The organism is Xenorhabdus sp. Sc-CR9 (assembly GCF_963897815.1).
Classification (GTDB): Bacteria; Pseudomonadota; Gammaproteobacteria; order Enterobacterales; family Enterobacteriaceae; genus Xenorhabdus.
In genome coordinates, this window is record NZ_CAWQTY010000224.1 from 1 (window position 1) to 13855 (window position 13855).

General features: G+C 42.2%; 15 protein-coding genes and 1 pseudogene. 12 read left to right on the forward strand and 4 right to left on the reverse strand.

Features of this window, described 5'->3' with window-relative positions:
- Positions 1-182 (forward strand): transposase (locus AACQ81_RS18025; RefSeq protein ID WP_237387800.1); only part of this gene is annotated, 182 nt, incomplete at its 5' end.
- On the opposite strand, the gene AACQ81_RS18030 is transcribed toward AACQ81_RS18025, so the two are convergent.
- A complete protein-coding gene (locus tag AACQ81_RS18030) occupies positions 125-766 on the reverse strand; it encodes a hypothetical protein (protein WP_237388130.1) in 642 nt (213 codons plus the stop codon). The genes AACQ81_RS18025 and AACQ81_RS18030 overlap by 58 nt on opposite strands.
- On the opposite strand from AACQ81_RS18030, the gene AACQ81_RS18035 reads away from it, so the two are divergent.
- From AACQ81_RS18035 to AACQ81_RS18050, 4 genes are all read left to right on the forward strand, one after another.
- On the forward strand, positions 725-1729 hold the full coding sequence (locus tag AACQ81_RS18035) for an IS110 family transposase (RefSeq protein ID WP_237388131.1): 1005 nt from the start codon (positions 725-727) through the stop codon (positions 1727-1729). The two genes, AACQ81_RS18030 and AACQ81_RS18035, sit on opposite strands and share 42 nt — an antisense overlap.
- Positions 1730-2137: 408 nt before the next feature.
- Positions 2138-3157 carry an IS110 family transposase gene (locus AACQ81_RS18040; protein WP_237388132.1) on the forward strand — a complete coding sequence of 340 codons (1020 nt, stop codon included), beginning with the start codon at positions 2138-2140 and terminating at the stop codon, positions 3155-3157.
- A gap of 283 nt (positions 3158-3440) precedes the next feature.
- Positions 3441-4457, forward strand: coding sequence for an IS110 family transposase (locus AACQ81_RS18045; protein WP_237388133.1), 1017 nt, complete (start codon positions 3441-3443; stop codon positions 4455-4457).
- A gap of 407 nt (positions 4458-4864) precedes the next feature.
- Positions 4865-5452 carry a GrpB family protein gene (locus AACQ81_RS18050; protein WP_237388134.1) on the forward strand — a complete coding sequence of 196 codons (588 nt, stop codon included), beginning with the start codon at positions 4865-4867 and terminating at the stop codon, positions 5450-5452.
- A 97-nt stretch (positions 5453-5549) separates the two neighbouring features.
- Here AACQ81_RS18050 and AACQ81_RS18055 read toward each other — a convergent pair whose 3' ends face one another.
- From AACQ81_RS18055 to AACQ81_RS18065, 3 genes are all read right to left on the reverse strand, one after another.
- Positions 5550-6758, reverse strand: coding sequence for an IS256 family transposase (locus AACQ81_RS18055; protein ID WP_237388135.1), 1209 nt, complete (start codon positions 6756-6758; stop codon positions 5550-5552).
- A gap of 236 nt (positions 6759-6994) precedes the next feature.
- Positions 6995-7879, reverse strand: coding sequence for an IS982 family transposase (locus tag AACQ81_RS18060; protein ID WP_237388136.1), 885 nt, complete (start codon positions 7877-7879; stop codon positions 6995-6997).
- Positions 7880-8022: 143 nt separating this feature from the next.
- Positions 8023-8346: an IS630 transposase-related protein gene (locus AACQ81_RS18065; RefSeq protein WP_237388137.1), complete on the reverse strand. Its 324-nt coding sequence runs from the start codon at positions 8344-8346 to the stop codon at positions 8023-8025.
- A gap of 62 nt (positions 8347-8408) precedes the next feature.
- Here AACQ81_RS18065 and AACQ81_RS19800 point away from each other — a divergent pair.
- The 7 genes and pseudogenes from AACQ81_RS19800 to AACQ81_RS18100 form a co-directional block, all read left to right on the forward strand.
- Positions 8409-8674 (forward strand): annotated as a pseudogene (locus tag AACQ81_RS19800) (IS5/IS1182 family transposase); the annotation flags it as partial.
- A gap of 226 nt (positions 8675-8900) precedes the next feature.
- On the forward strand, positions 8901-9104 hold the full coding sequence (locus AACQ81_RS18075) for a hypothetical protein (RefSeq protein ID WP_237388138.1): 204 nt from the start codon (positions 8901-8903) through the stop codon (positions 9102-9104).
- Positions 9104-10039: an aldo/keto reductase gene (locus tag AACQ81_RS18080; RefSeq protein ID WP_237388139.1), complete on the forward strand. Its 936-nt coding sequence runs from the start codon at positions 9104-9106 to the stop codon at positions 10037-10039. Before AACQ81_RS18075 ends, AACQ81_RS18080 begins: the two co-directional genes overlap by 1 nt.
- 45 nt (positions 10040-10084) lie before the next feature.
- Positions 10085-10750: a 2OG-Fe(II) oxygenase gene (locus tag AACQ81_RS18085; RefSeq protein ID WP_237388140.1), complete on the forward strand. Its 666-nt coding sequence runs from the start codon at positions 10085-10087 to the stop codon at positions 10748-10750.
- A gap of 154 nt (positions 10751-10904) precedes the next feature.
- Entirely contained in the window at positions 10905-12794 is a 1890-nt protein-coding gene (locus tag AACQ81_RS18090) for a hypothetical protein (RefSeq protein WP_237388141.1), read from the forward strand.
- A gap of 43 nt (positions 12795-12837) precedes the next feature.
- A complete protein-coding gene (locus tag AACQ81_RS18095) occupies positions 12838-13536 on the forward strand; it encodes an ATP-grasp domain-containing protein (protein WP_237388142.1) in 699 nt (232 codons plus the stop codon).
- A 31-nt stretch (positions 13537-13567) separates the two neighbouring features.
- Positions 13568-13855, forward strand: a 288-nt coding sequence (locus tag AACQ81_RS18100; protein WP_237388143.1) for a transposase, incomplete at its 3' end; no start/stop codon positions are given.

The following is a 13855-nucleotide window of genomic DNA, read 5'->3' on the forward strand; positions in this document are numbered from 1 at the left end:
AACGTGATGAGCTTCATACCTTCAAGGTTATCCCCAACCGATGGGTGGTCGAGCGTTCATTTGCCTGGCTGGATAAATGCCGCCGCTTATGGAAAAACTGTGAACGCTATTTAAATACCAGCCTTCAGTTTGTTAATTTGGCCTTTCTTATCCTATTACTGCGCAGGAAAAATTCTGAATAGGTTCTAAGAAGGCAGTTATCTCTAAATTTTCTCAATATAATGACTGGATAAGAGCTTTCATTCCCCATTGTTGCAGTAACAACGAAGCATGAGCTTTCTGGTTTTGCTGCAACTGGGTTTGGTAACTTGTAGGTAGGGTCAATCTTTTTCAAGATTTCACCATACTTACTTATCAACTCCCTCATGGTTTTTTCATATTCAGGAGATAAGAAGACTGCTTTGGATGCATTATTGTCATATGGATCTGTGTAAGCAATACCTTCTATATTTTCTTCGCAAAGGGAAATAATGTTTTTTAATATAACTGCATTATCTGGATCATATGTATGTGCGAGTTCATATATTGATATTAACTGTGAGCACTGAGAAATAAAACTATTCCATGTATCTGGTAGGGCTATAAATTCATGAACATGTTTTTTGCTCATAGAATAACAAGCAACGGCAATAGAATTAATTGAATCAGCGCACTCTAATGAGATGGTCTCCCCCACCCTGTGAGCCATACTCTTATAGAGTATTTTATTTCTGGAGAGGCCATTATGCAAAACGTCACTCTTATTGGTATCGATCTCGGCAAACATTCTTTCCACATCCATTGTCAGGACCAATCCGGCAAAGCTATTCTGCGTAAAAAGTTTACCCGCGCAAAATTAATGGAATTTTTAGCCGGCTGTACATCCGCGACTGTCGTGATGGAAGCTTGTGCAGGTGCACACTTTATGGCTCGCCGGATTGCTGATTTAGGTCATGAAGCTAAGCTAATCTCTCCGCAGTTTGTTCGTCCTTTTGTCAAAAGTAACAAAAATGATTTCGTTGATGCAGAGGCGATATGTGAAGCGGCATCACGCCCCTCAATGCGTTTTGTCCAGCCGAGAACGGAGACGCAACAGGCGATGAGAGCACTGCATCGTGTCAGAGAATCACTCATCAGAGATAAGGTAAAAACCACTAATCAGATGCATGCCTTTTTGCTGGAATTTGGTATCAGCCTGCCAAAAGGTGAAGCGGTCATTAAACGGTTATCTCTGGTGCTGGCTGAACACGACATTCCCGGTTATCTGAGCCGTTTGCTGATGAAATTACATGCCCACTATCTTTATCTCGTTGAGCAAATAACGGCGCTGGGATCAGAATTAAACCAGTCCATTAAATCTGACGAGACAGCTCGACGTATAATGACAATTCCGGGTATGGGACCCATTACGGCCAGCTTACTCTCATCTCAGCTTGGTGATGGCAAACAATTTTTATGCAGCAGAGATTTTGCTGCTTCAATGGGACTTGTTCCCCGACAATACAGTACGGGAGGAAAGCCTACTCTGCTGGGCATCAGCAAGCGAGGCAACAAAAATTTACGCAGGTTGCTGGTTCAGTGTGCCCGCGCGTTCATGATGCGGCTTGAGCATCAAAAAGGCAGGCTTGCCGAGTGGGTTCAGAAACAACTCAGCAGAAAGCATTCGAACGTGGTTGCCTGCGCACTGGCGAACAAGCTGGCACGAATAGTTTGGGCAATCACCACTCGGCAAAATGAGTATCAGGCCTAATAGAGGCTGGCTGACTCAATAACGTGATGATTAAACAGTGAAATATACGTTACCTATCTGGTTTTGCGAAGACTGATTATTGATGACATGAACGGCCAATTGGCCTGATGAATAACCTGAGAAATAAAAGGGTTCATTGAAGCCGGGGAGTTTTTAAGGTTCATCAGGCGCAGAACTCATCGTGGCGCGGGTATCCATACTCATAGAGACGCCGGATAGATTTAAGCAAGCCAACCAGACATCAAAATGAGTGTTGCAAAAATGGGGAATGTAATGAACGCATCCCAACCACGTAACCCTTGGTACTATGCTGAAATTGAGAGGTAAGGTGGGGATCCTCTCAGATTTCCGGCCTTATAGTGCCTAAATGAGAAGCCTGTTGCTCTCTGATAACTGGAGGATCCACTCATGAAATATACTCCTGTTGGCGTCGATATCGCAAAGTATCTGATGCAAATTCATTTCGTTGATGAATATACCGGTGAAATCATTGATAAACAGCTACGACGACGGGATTTTTTAACTTTTTTCAGCAACCGGGATCCTTGTCTGATTGGTATGGAAGCGTGTGGTGGTGCCCACTATTGGGCACGGGAGCTGAAAAAGTTAGGGCATGGGGTTCATTTGCTCCAGGCTAAATTTGTTAAAGCTTTTCGTCTAGGTAACAAGAACGATGTCATGGATGCTCGGGCAATCTGGATGGCCGTTCAGCAACCGGGTAAACCCGTCGCTATCAAAAATGAAGAACAACAAACCATACTTTCTGTGCACCGGATGCGTAATCAGTTAGTGAAATTCAGAACCGCACAAATTAATGCATTGCATGGATTGTTATTGGAATTTGGTGAGACAGTGCATAAGGGGCGGGCATCGTTAAACAAAGCGATACCCGAGGTGCTTGAACGGCTAAGGATAACACTCTCCCCCTTCCTGATCAGCCTGATTGAAGAGCAATATTATCGCCTGAGTGAGCTCGATAACGAAATTGACGGTCTGGAAAAACAATTGACTGAGTGGGCAAAACAGAATGCGGATTGTCAGCGGATCATGAAAATTCCTGGTGTGGGTGTTCTGATTGCTACAGCGGCCATCGCTACGATGGGGGATCCGACCGCTTTCCGATCCGGCCGGGAGTTTTCCGCCTATCTGGGCTTGGTTCCCCGGCAAACAGGAACAGGTGGCCGAGTTAAGCTACTGGGCATCAGTAAACGTGGGGATACGTATCTAAGGACGCTGTTTATCCATGGCGCCAGAGTCGCAACATTATGCACGAGAACACCGCCGTTGTGGGTAAGCGAACTGAAGAAACGACGTCCGGTTAGTGTTGCGATTGTCGGGATGGCGAATAAACTGGCTCGCACGGTCTGGGCACTGATTGCTCATCAACGGGAATATGAAAAAGATGACGTCAGTGTCAGGCCTTATTGAGGTATTTCACCGATAAAAATTCACGCCAACTCAATTAAAAAAGACGAATGCAGAAAGATTGCTGAGGCAAAAGTCGTGATGACAACGAAAGGTGAGACCGTGACTTGCTAAACCTGAATGGTCACCAGAGCGTCAAGCTCGTTCGAGGAATAAGGCGCAGGTCAGCGGATTACATCGAGGCCCACAGTATTAGCTGTAACAAGGCTGATGTTATGAACTCCCGCTTCTCACGGAGTAAAATGAGAATTCATCAATAAAATCCAGCCAGCTTTGGGAGGGGATTATGTCTAATCTCATCATCGGTCTTGATATTGCTAAAAATATTTTTCAGGTTTACGGGACAAACAACCGGGGTGTTGCCACGATTAAACGGAAGTTACGCCGAAACAGTGTGTTGACGTTTTTTGCGACTCTCGAACAGGCACTCATCGGGATTGAAGCCTGCCATAGTGCACATTATTGGGGACGGGAATTGACAAAGCTGGGACACACGGTTCATTTGTTACCAACCCAATACGTTAAACCTTTTGTTGTCGGCGGAAAAAATGATGCTAATGACGCTGCGGCGATCTGTATGGCGGTAACAAGACAGGATATTCACTGTGTGCCCATAAAAAGTGCTGAACAGCAATCATTACAGTCATTGCACCGAATGCGGGAAGGGGCTATCCAAGAAAGAACCGCGAAATCAAATCAGATCCGCAGTCTGTTTTCAGAAGAAGGCGTTATATTTCCGGCCGGATTGTCTTCACTAAAAAAAGGTCTCCTTGAGTTTATCGAGAACGGTGAGTCAGCGATAACCCCTATCCTGAGAAAGCTGGGCATGATGTATCTTGAGCAATTAGCCTGTTTACAGACGTGGATCGGTGAGCTTAACGCAATGATTGATAGGTATTTCAAAGAAAACGATGTCTGTCAACGGTTGGCCACCATTCCCGGTATTGGGCCGGTGATCGCCACGGCCATTGTCAGCCGTGTTGGAGACCCGGGTCTGTTCAAAAATGGCCGACACTTTGCTGCCTGGCTAGGGTTAACTCCCAGACAATATTCCAGTGGTGGAAAAACCAGACTCGCGGGAATAACAAAACGGGGTGATGGTTATATCCGTAAGCTGTTGGTTCAGGGAGCCAAAGCAGTGATTTACCATGTAAACCGAAGGCACGATAACTATGGTGAGTGGATAAAAAAGCTGATGCAGCGTCGTCCGGTTAATATTGTGGCTATCGCGCTGGCGAATAAGATCGCCAGAATATCGTGGGTGATATTAATGGGTGAAGAAAAATTCAGGGTGACGTCGTAATCACAGCGTAACGGAGTCGTTTTTAGTTTTATTGATCTTGCTAATTGCGCGGGAAAAGTGAGATGGGAGATTGGTCAGACCGACACCTGCAAAACCTGATATATCCGACGACCAAGAATGAATAAAGGTCTGAAGGCCGATAAGGCGCAGGTGGGCACATATCCATCATGGCTCAGCAGAAAATAATCTGCAAATACAGAAGCCGAATGTACGAACGCAGTTATGACCGCCACCCGACGAACTTATCTTGCACATACGTAGGAGTTCATGTACGAATATATGTTTGCGACTACGTTGTCAGAAAAATACCCTCATCCATTTGAATTAAGTCGGTGTCCATATATCGGGTTAAGTAGTTAGTTAGATGTCCCTTTTCATTCTTAATCAAAGAAATAAGGAGTAAGTTAATGGTAAATACTAAAGATATTATCTTCTTTCCTGAGCCTGATCCTAATGAAAATCCTTGGGTACATGGTAAACCTGCTGAAGAGGTGATTGACGTTGTAGCATACAACCCTGAATGGTTAGCTACATGGCAAAAACTTGCTTCAGTTATCAAAGAAACACTTGGCAACGTTGTTTTGAATATTGAGCACGTTGGGTCAACGGCAGTTCCTGGAATGGTTGCTAAACCTGTTATTGATATTGATCTCATTGTGGAAGATCCAACTCAAGAAGAAAAATATGTACCAGCATTGGAGCGGCTTGGTTATGATTTAACGGTGCGTGAACCGAGTTTTTATCAACATCGATGCCTTCGCTTGGCAAAACCTAGAGTGAATCTTCATGTTTTTGGCCTTGATTGCCCTGAACACATCCGACATATTTGGTTTCGTGATTGGCTTAGAGAACATCCTGAAGATTGTGAACAATATATAGCTGCGAAGGTAACTGCTAAAAATAATGTTAAACAGGTAATGGACTATAATAAGAGAAAAGAACAAGTAGTACATGAAATTTATCAACGTATATTTCAAAGTAAGGGATTGCTGTAATAATGTTTGATAATTATTGTGCGGATACAAATTTGTTTTGACTGTCAACTGACAGGACCCTGTTTACGATTTTGTGTAATCGCCATTTTCATCTTCATTAAATGTGACCGTTTAAACGGTCACCGAATTCAATCATAAATCGACTCATTGCAAGACGCCAATCTTGGATCGGCATCGTCCACTTTTTAGAGGCTGCCTGAATCGCCAGCCAGATAACTTTTTTTGTCGATTCATCCGACGGAAATATTTTGCGTTTCTTGATGGCATGCCGGATAACGCTATTTAGCGATTCAATCGCATTCGTGGTGTAGATCACTTTCCTGATTTCAGCTGGATACGCAAAGAACGTGGACAGATTACCCCAGTTTTCTCGCCAGCTGCGGCTGATTTGGGGATAACGTTCATCCCACTGTTCAGCAAAAGCCTTCAACGCCTGCTGGGCGACTTCTTCTGTCGGGGCCTGATAAATCTGTTTCAAATCTTTGACTACCGCTTTTGCGTCTTTCCAGGACACATAGCACAGATTATTGCGTATCATGTGAACAATGCACAGTTGAACTCGCGTTTGCGGATAAACGGTATTAATTGCCTCGGGAAACCCTTTTAGCCCGTCAACACAGGCAATAAAAATGTCTTTGAGTCCCCTGTTATAGAGTTCCGTCAGCACACTGAGCCAGAATTTAGCCCCTTCGTTTTCAGCGAGCCACAACCCCAGCAGTTCCTTATGCCCTTCGGTATTAATCCCCAGTGCGATAAAGACCGATTTATTGATAATTTGGTTATCCTGACGGACCTTGACCACCAGACAGTCCAGATAAACAATCGGATACAAACTGTCCAGTGGGCGGCTCTGCCACTCAATCACTTCGGCTTTCACGGCATCGGTCACTTTCGCAATCAGTGACGGCGAGACATCCGCATCATACAATTCTTTGAAAGTACCGGCGATATCACGCGTGGTCATTCCTCTGGCGTACAGGGCCAGTATCTGACTGTCCATGCCCGTAATCCGCGTTTGATTTTTCCTGACAATTTGGGGTTCAAACGTGCTTTCACGATCACGGGGAATTTGCAGCGCTAAGTCGCCGTCTTCGGTCAGCAAAGTCTTCGGTGAGTAGCCATTGCGGGTATTGGAGCCTGATTTCGGTTGGTGTTTTTCATGACCCAGATGGGCAGCCAGTTCAGCCTTAAGGGCGGTTTCAACGGTCAGTTTTTTGAGGAAGCGGGAGAGCTGGCTCAGATCTTCCGGCGTTTTGAGATCTTTAGCCAGCTCAGTAGCCAGAATTTGTAACTTTTTCTCGTCCATCTTTTCACCTGTTTTAGTTGATAAATTAAACATACCAAAAACAGGCAATTACACAAATTCAGGTACAGGGTCACTGACAGAGCACTTTTACGTTCTTATTTTTTACAGGCCTCCCATAATGTTTTTACCTTTAAAATCACTGTGTGGCCTGTGATAGTTGTAAATCTCCTTCCATTTCGCCAAATTGATCCTAACCACATTCCACATCTAATTCAGGACTAATAACTTAGTTTACCTCAACTCTGCTTAAGCATTGCGATTTCCTGAGCACGCAAACCTAAGCTCGGCTTTTTCGGTTGGAACGTATAAGCAATTAAGCCTGATACCATCTCCAACAAAAAGCCGACAATGCTTCGATGCCTTGAGTGTTCTATCTGAGAGATATTTTTCAATTGGTCATTCACGGTTTCTATTAAAAATAGTTTTCTTAACATTACCTTATCCCAAAGTGATAAAAATTTCGCTTTCATATTGCGACGAACGTTGGTAATGAGCGTAATGCCTTCTTCTTTCAGTTCATCGCATAACGCCTGTGACAAATACCCTTTGTCACCATACAGATGTCCAGATAATCCTTTCACCAATTCCTTAACGGGTTCGCGATCGTCAATATTTCCCGGGGTTAATTTGACGGAGACGATCTCACCACAATCGGTAATGATTAAATGAAGTTTAAAACCATAAAACCATCCTGTGCTCGTTTTCCCCCGTTTTGCGACGCCATCAAAAACCTGATTTCGGGGAATACGCGCATTATGGCAAACGGCGATTTTGGTGGAATCAATAAAAGCAATACCCTGTGATTTGACTTTGCGTGAAGAAAGAAAAGCGCACAAAGGAATAATGGCTCTTTTCTTCAATGTTATTATCCGGTTATAACTCACCAATCCGGGAAATTCAGCGGTCAGGAAGGGTTGTACATACTCCGTATAAAACCCTTTGAAATGACGATAATGGCTCATGTGAAATAAAATCAGGAGAGTTATCACTTCACTGAGAGACAGTGATGTGGCGCGATAGCGTTTAAGCTGGTTATTTGCAATAAGCTGTTGCTCCCACATTGGCATAAATTTTTGGCAAAAATCATCGACGCAGCAGTAAAGTTCTTCTAAAGTAGTCATAGCTTGAGGATCCCCACGATTTTGTTTTCTAAGCAAAAACTTTGATCGTGCCTCAGGCACTTAGTTCCTTTTTTCTTTTCTTCCTTATCCAGAGTTCAGGTTAGTGACGGATACGCTCGACAAATGCCTGACGGCGCTCACCGTCAGCGTTGGGATGTTTTAGCGTTTTTTTTGACGTTGATATTCAGCCGTTTCAAGGCGTAATGGATAGCTGACTGTGTAACCCCCAGACGTTTTGCCCTTTCCCATTGATAGTCATCAGGATAATTTTGGACATCGATAAGGAGCGTTTCATCACTGATTTTAGTCGGTGGTTTATTACGCGTTACACAGGGTTCTATGTTGTCGCTCCACCGAAACAGGGTGCGGATAGCGACTTCAAAGTGGGCACTCGTTTGTTCGAACGTCAACGAATGCTTGTCTTTGTATGCCAGTACTCGCTTTCGAAAATCCAGACTGTATCCCATCTCGCTTTATCCCCTGTCATTTGAATTGAGATATTATGCCATATTAATATGATTCTGCTATAGATAAAGCCTATGAGGCAGCATGGTTAGAAAAATCGCTGAAGAAACAGCACGATATTCCCTGTATGCAATCGAGGAAAGAAGAACATAATGCGAGGTTAAACGATGTTTATTTTAAAACAATCCGTTGGGTTGTAGAGAGGATACATAGTTGGATGAATCGTTATCGGCGGATATTAATCCGTTGGAAAAGAAAATAAGCAGTTATGAAGGCATGCTGTATTTTTGTTGTGGGTTGCTTGTGTGGAGTAATATCCTTTTGGGATAGGCTCTTAGTTAACTCTTGGTTAATGACCATAAAAAAAATCTAATTGCTTTTTATAACGTTAAGCATCATTGTTAATGAAGAACATATTAAGAGAACCGCTAGGCATGTTTTTTTAAGCAGTTAATTTTAACATTTTTTATAATTTACCTCATATATAAAAGGTGTTTTTACATACCATACAACGCTTTTATATAAATCAGTGAGAAAATTAACTATGCAAAATAAAATGAAAGATGTGAATAACTTGCTTGATGATTTAATTTCTAAACCTGAAGTGCAGGTTCGTTGGGAAAATGAACCAGAAGAAGTCATGCAAGAATATCAACTGACATTGGCACAATACCATGCACTCTCTGAAGGTAATATAGATGCTTTGATCAATGAAGGATTAGCGGATAGGCATGTCCAGCAAATGAGAGTTAGTTGGTAATGATTGATTTCAGTTCTCATTTCCTGGAAAACATAGGCTTACGGGTATCTCGTCTGGCTGTCGGCGGGAGCCATTTTGGCGTGAACGCTTGTAGAAAAGATGTCATGCGCCTTGTTTCTACAGCGTTAGATTTGGGAGTGAATTTTTTTGATACTGCGGATATTTATGGCAAAGGTGAAAGTGAAAGTGCGTTAGGCGATGCGGTATATGGGCGTCGGCATAATGTTGTTATTGCGACAAAATTTGGTCATGATGAAGCGGCAAAAGGCGCGAGCCGGGCAGCGATGACTCAATGTTTACATCATAGTCTTAAACGCTTAAAAACGGATTATATCGATTTATATCAGTTACATGCACCTGACCCATCAATACCTGTCGAAGAAACTATCTCTACTCTGCAATTATGGGTAAAAGAAGGGAAAATCCGATGCTACGGCATTTGTAATGTTAAGCCTTCAGAAATAGAACACTATTGCGATACCGCTCAAGCAATGGGAGGAATATTACCTTCCAGTGTGCAAAATCCCGTCAATATATTGAACTACCAGAGTTACGAAGCGATACGGCCCCCTCTCAACACATTCCGGCTTGGTTTGCTGGCAGCACTTCCTCTGGCTCGTGGGTTACTGGGTGGACGTTACCGTTCTGTGTTGGATGTTCCTCGAACACATCCTTTGTCAGGTCATAAGGGGCTTGGTTATCGTAATGTGCGCACAAAAGAAGTCATTGAACGATTGATATATGCTGCACAACAATTAAATCGTTCCCCATCTGTATTAGCGTTGGAAGTCATATTGGCAAATAAGGATATTATTTCTGTTCTGGTTGGCATGAGTCATGCTGACCAATTACTTTCCTTGGCTAATCTTAATTCACCATTACTCCAGAAAAAAACGATTGATTATATTCTTGGGCGACGTTTAGCTCTGGATTGAATATGTACCAAAAATTAATCCATCATTATATTTAAGGTATATTAAATGGCTAATATTCTGAATTTAGACGCATTAAAAAGTATGAAACTTAATTGTGACCCTTCACCGTGGGCAACTTGCGATAATACGTTTAAGCAAATGATTTCTGATGATGATTTTCCAGTCAGTCACTGGACTTATCATTCGCAGCGTAAACTTGCTGAAGCGCTTGGAAAGAAAGGGACACAGGAATGGTATCAGCATAATGTTAAAACCCGCCCCCTTCTGGAATTGGGAGTAAAAGAGCCTTACATGCCAGATGAGCTAGCTGATATTTGGCTGTCAGTTGCAAGCGATCTTTTATCAGATGATTATATCGAGTGTATCAGTGAAATAAGCGAATATAATGTTAGAAAACTGCAATTCCAGGCCCATTTTTGGGAATTCGGCCCTGGTTCATTCTTCCAACCTCATATCGATAAGCCGCACAAGATGGTAACTCACTTGATGTATCTAACGGATAATTGGGTACCTGAAATGGGGGGATGCTTGCAATTGTTGCGTTCTGCTGATCCGAAGGATGTTGTGGTGGAAATTGCACCGAGAAAAAATACATCAGCACTTATTCGCAGAACAGATTCAGCCTGGCATGCGGTTACCCCCATTCCTAAGGACATGCAGGCAGTAAGAAAAGTTTTGCAAGTATGGTTTTGGGATACACCTGCAACCTGATTTTTTTTACAGTGCAATATCTTTCTGTATGAGATTAATAATAGAGAAATGACAGTGAAATGATCTCTTTGGTCAACATAAAAAGTGTTATCCAAAAATGAATGAACATTTAACTGTTGGTTATTAATGCTGTTAATCAACCAGGAATAGTCACATGATAAATTGGTTGAATACACTTTCTGAATATAATGATGTGGTTACTTCTGGTTCAGGGATACCTATTATTCGGCCAGAAAATATCGCTCAGGAAAATCACTGGCATCAAGTTATAGAAGAAATGTATGTGCAAGAATTACGCACCAGTGATAACAAGGACGTTGCTATATTAAATATAGGGGATAATACGTATTTGATGGCTTTGTTATATGCCAGGACGATGGGATATAACATTATTTCAGTCAATGACATTGATAATGTCACTTCGCTATTACCCGAAGTCAGAGAAAAAAATATTTTGCTCATAACCATGGCACATAATCTGAAAGTGGGTTTTGTTGCTAATATGCTGGAAATAGCTTCTTATTTTGGTAAAAATATTGGTTTTTTGTGTGGCAGGACTCTTCCTTGTCTTAGTTATTTAATTGTTAAATCATTATTAAAACCTGCTCTTTTAGAACAGCAAGAATTTCTTATTGACGCACCGAAACATAAATACACAAGTGATGAAAGTCAGCCAGAAAAATTAGCAGAATTACTTGCACAACCCGCTATATTGAAAACGATCAGAAGTCATGGTGAAGGAAGCCATGCGAAACTGCCTTCATTAACGGTTTGTGGGTTGCTTGAAGAAACAGAATTTCCTCTGACGCCTGAATGTGGGTGTTCTCGCCCAGATCGGCAATGTAAACGAGCACATGGACAGACACAGGTATTTTATGGAATAGATATTCGTGCCTATGCCATTAATTATATATGCTGCAATGGTTTTAATATGGCTGAAGAACTTTATCCTTCTCCAGTATCAATGATCTTGGCGTTGACAGAAGGGTGGCCAGCCGCTGTTTTAGCACCGATTCGGCCATTGATTGCCCCAGATTACCTTCTGACATTACTCAGAAACATGGCGAAAGAAAAAGTGCCGCTTGGGCAAATTGTGGCAGCATTGAATGATGCTTGTACTGAGCTTGGGCAACCTTTTACATTTGCATTAATTGGTGATCCAACATTGCAATTACCATTGCAAGATGACACTCCGTCTCTGGCAGAAAGCCGGCATGATAATGTTGAATCAGAATCAATCCGGCAGATTATGGTAGGGATTAAAACAGTATTGGAAGAAGGCATTCATGGTTATCGGTTACTCCGTTCAATTGATGCGTGGTTAGGTGAAACGGTAGCGGATAAATTATCCAGCTTGCGTGATAAACTGATAAATATTGAGCGATTGGCTCTTTTTTCTCTGAAAAAACATGAGGTTTCTTATCTTCCTGAAGATAAGCAAGCACTCTTGCGAAATAACGCACTTATCCAACTATTGATTGCCCAATGGGAAAAAATCTTGGTGTCTCTGTTACATGAAGGACGAGAAAATTTTGATGCCTTTGATTTGCTGCATTACGATCAATTGATGAATACGTTAAAAACCGTTGAACCTTGCCAGCGATGTGGAACATTAATGGAAGTCTCTTCATTTGGTCATGCAGGGGGAATAACAGGATGTAGCGAAACTTATATGTGTCGGGTCTGTGGCCCGCTTGCAGCTTATCGTTGTGGCGGTATTCGCTTGGAAGATTTGACAGAAACATGGATTGCCCGGCAAGGGGAAAGAGTCACAGCAAAAATACGACTGCATATTCCCCACTCTGTTTACCTCATTTCTCGGCGAGTGCATTTGGAACTGCGTGGATATGATAAATCCACGGGGCAGTGTTTTGCCTCTGAAATAAAAACAGAAGAATTGAAACACAATCATGTCGTAAAGTTTGAATTTAAATTAGATGAACATCAGGGATGTGATTTACATAGTATTCGAATTATCGCTGTATCTGGTTTTGATATTGCTTTTCTCCGTATCCGTCTGGCTTGTTTACCTAAACAGTCATAGGGATAACATTTTTCATGTCATCAAATTACGGCAGGGAAATATAATGAGAGTACTGGTTCTTAATCGTCGCCCTATTATAGAAAAGATTGCATTATGGTTTTCTGAAGCTGAGTTACCAGAAAAAATTGACGTTTTTCTGGTAACACCAAAAGCCTTGTTATGCCCATCGACACAATTTTCTAATAAAACACATTCTTATATTAAGGAAGTTTATCCTGTTGATGATTATGATTCACCTTCTGTTAATGAATTAATTCTTAAATTAGTCGAAGAAAAGCAAATTGATCGTATTGTTTCGGCAACAGAGATTGATGTTTTACGGGCAGCGAAAGTACGTGAAAAAATGGGGCTAATAGGTCAGAACGAAATATCAGCATTGGCTTATCGTAACAAGTGGATAATGAAATCTCTCTTGAAAAAGAATGGGATCCCCATTGCTAAAATGCTGCAAGTCACTGACAGGCAATCAGTAGAGAAATTTGCTGATAAGTGTGGTTTTCCTATCGTCATTAAGCCGGTTGATGGAGGGGGATCAGTCGGTGTGCAGATTATTCACCATCTCGCACAATTGCAGGATATTAATTTTGAGTTATTAAAATCAGGTTATCTTGTTGAGGAATGGATTGAAGGGGAGTTTTTCACGATTGATGGACTGATGAGAAACGGTGAAATGCTACATTGTTGGCCATCACATACCACCGCTAATTTTTCGGCTGTTAGAACCTATTCAGAATATTTTTAAACCTGAATAGTTTTTCATGTAAACTGGCGGGATGAGAAAAGTTTATACCAGTGACATTAGTCGAGAAGTGTTCATGGAAATTGAACCCCTGTTGCTCAGCAATAGGAAACGCACACGCCCCAGAAAAGTCGATGTCTACGAGGTATTTTGTGCCTTGCTATATTTGCTCAAGAGCGGTTGTCAGTGGGATATGCTGCCCAGCGATTTTCCCCCAAAAAGCACGGTTTATTACTACTTCAAACTCTGGAAAGAAAAACCGTCAGAAACAGACCCCAGTTTGCTTGAGCAGGCTTTAAAAAAATGTCGTTGGCGAGGACCG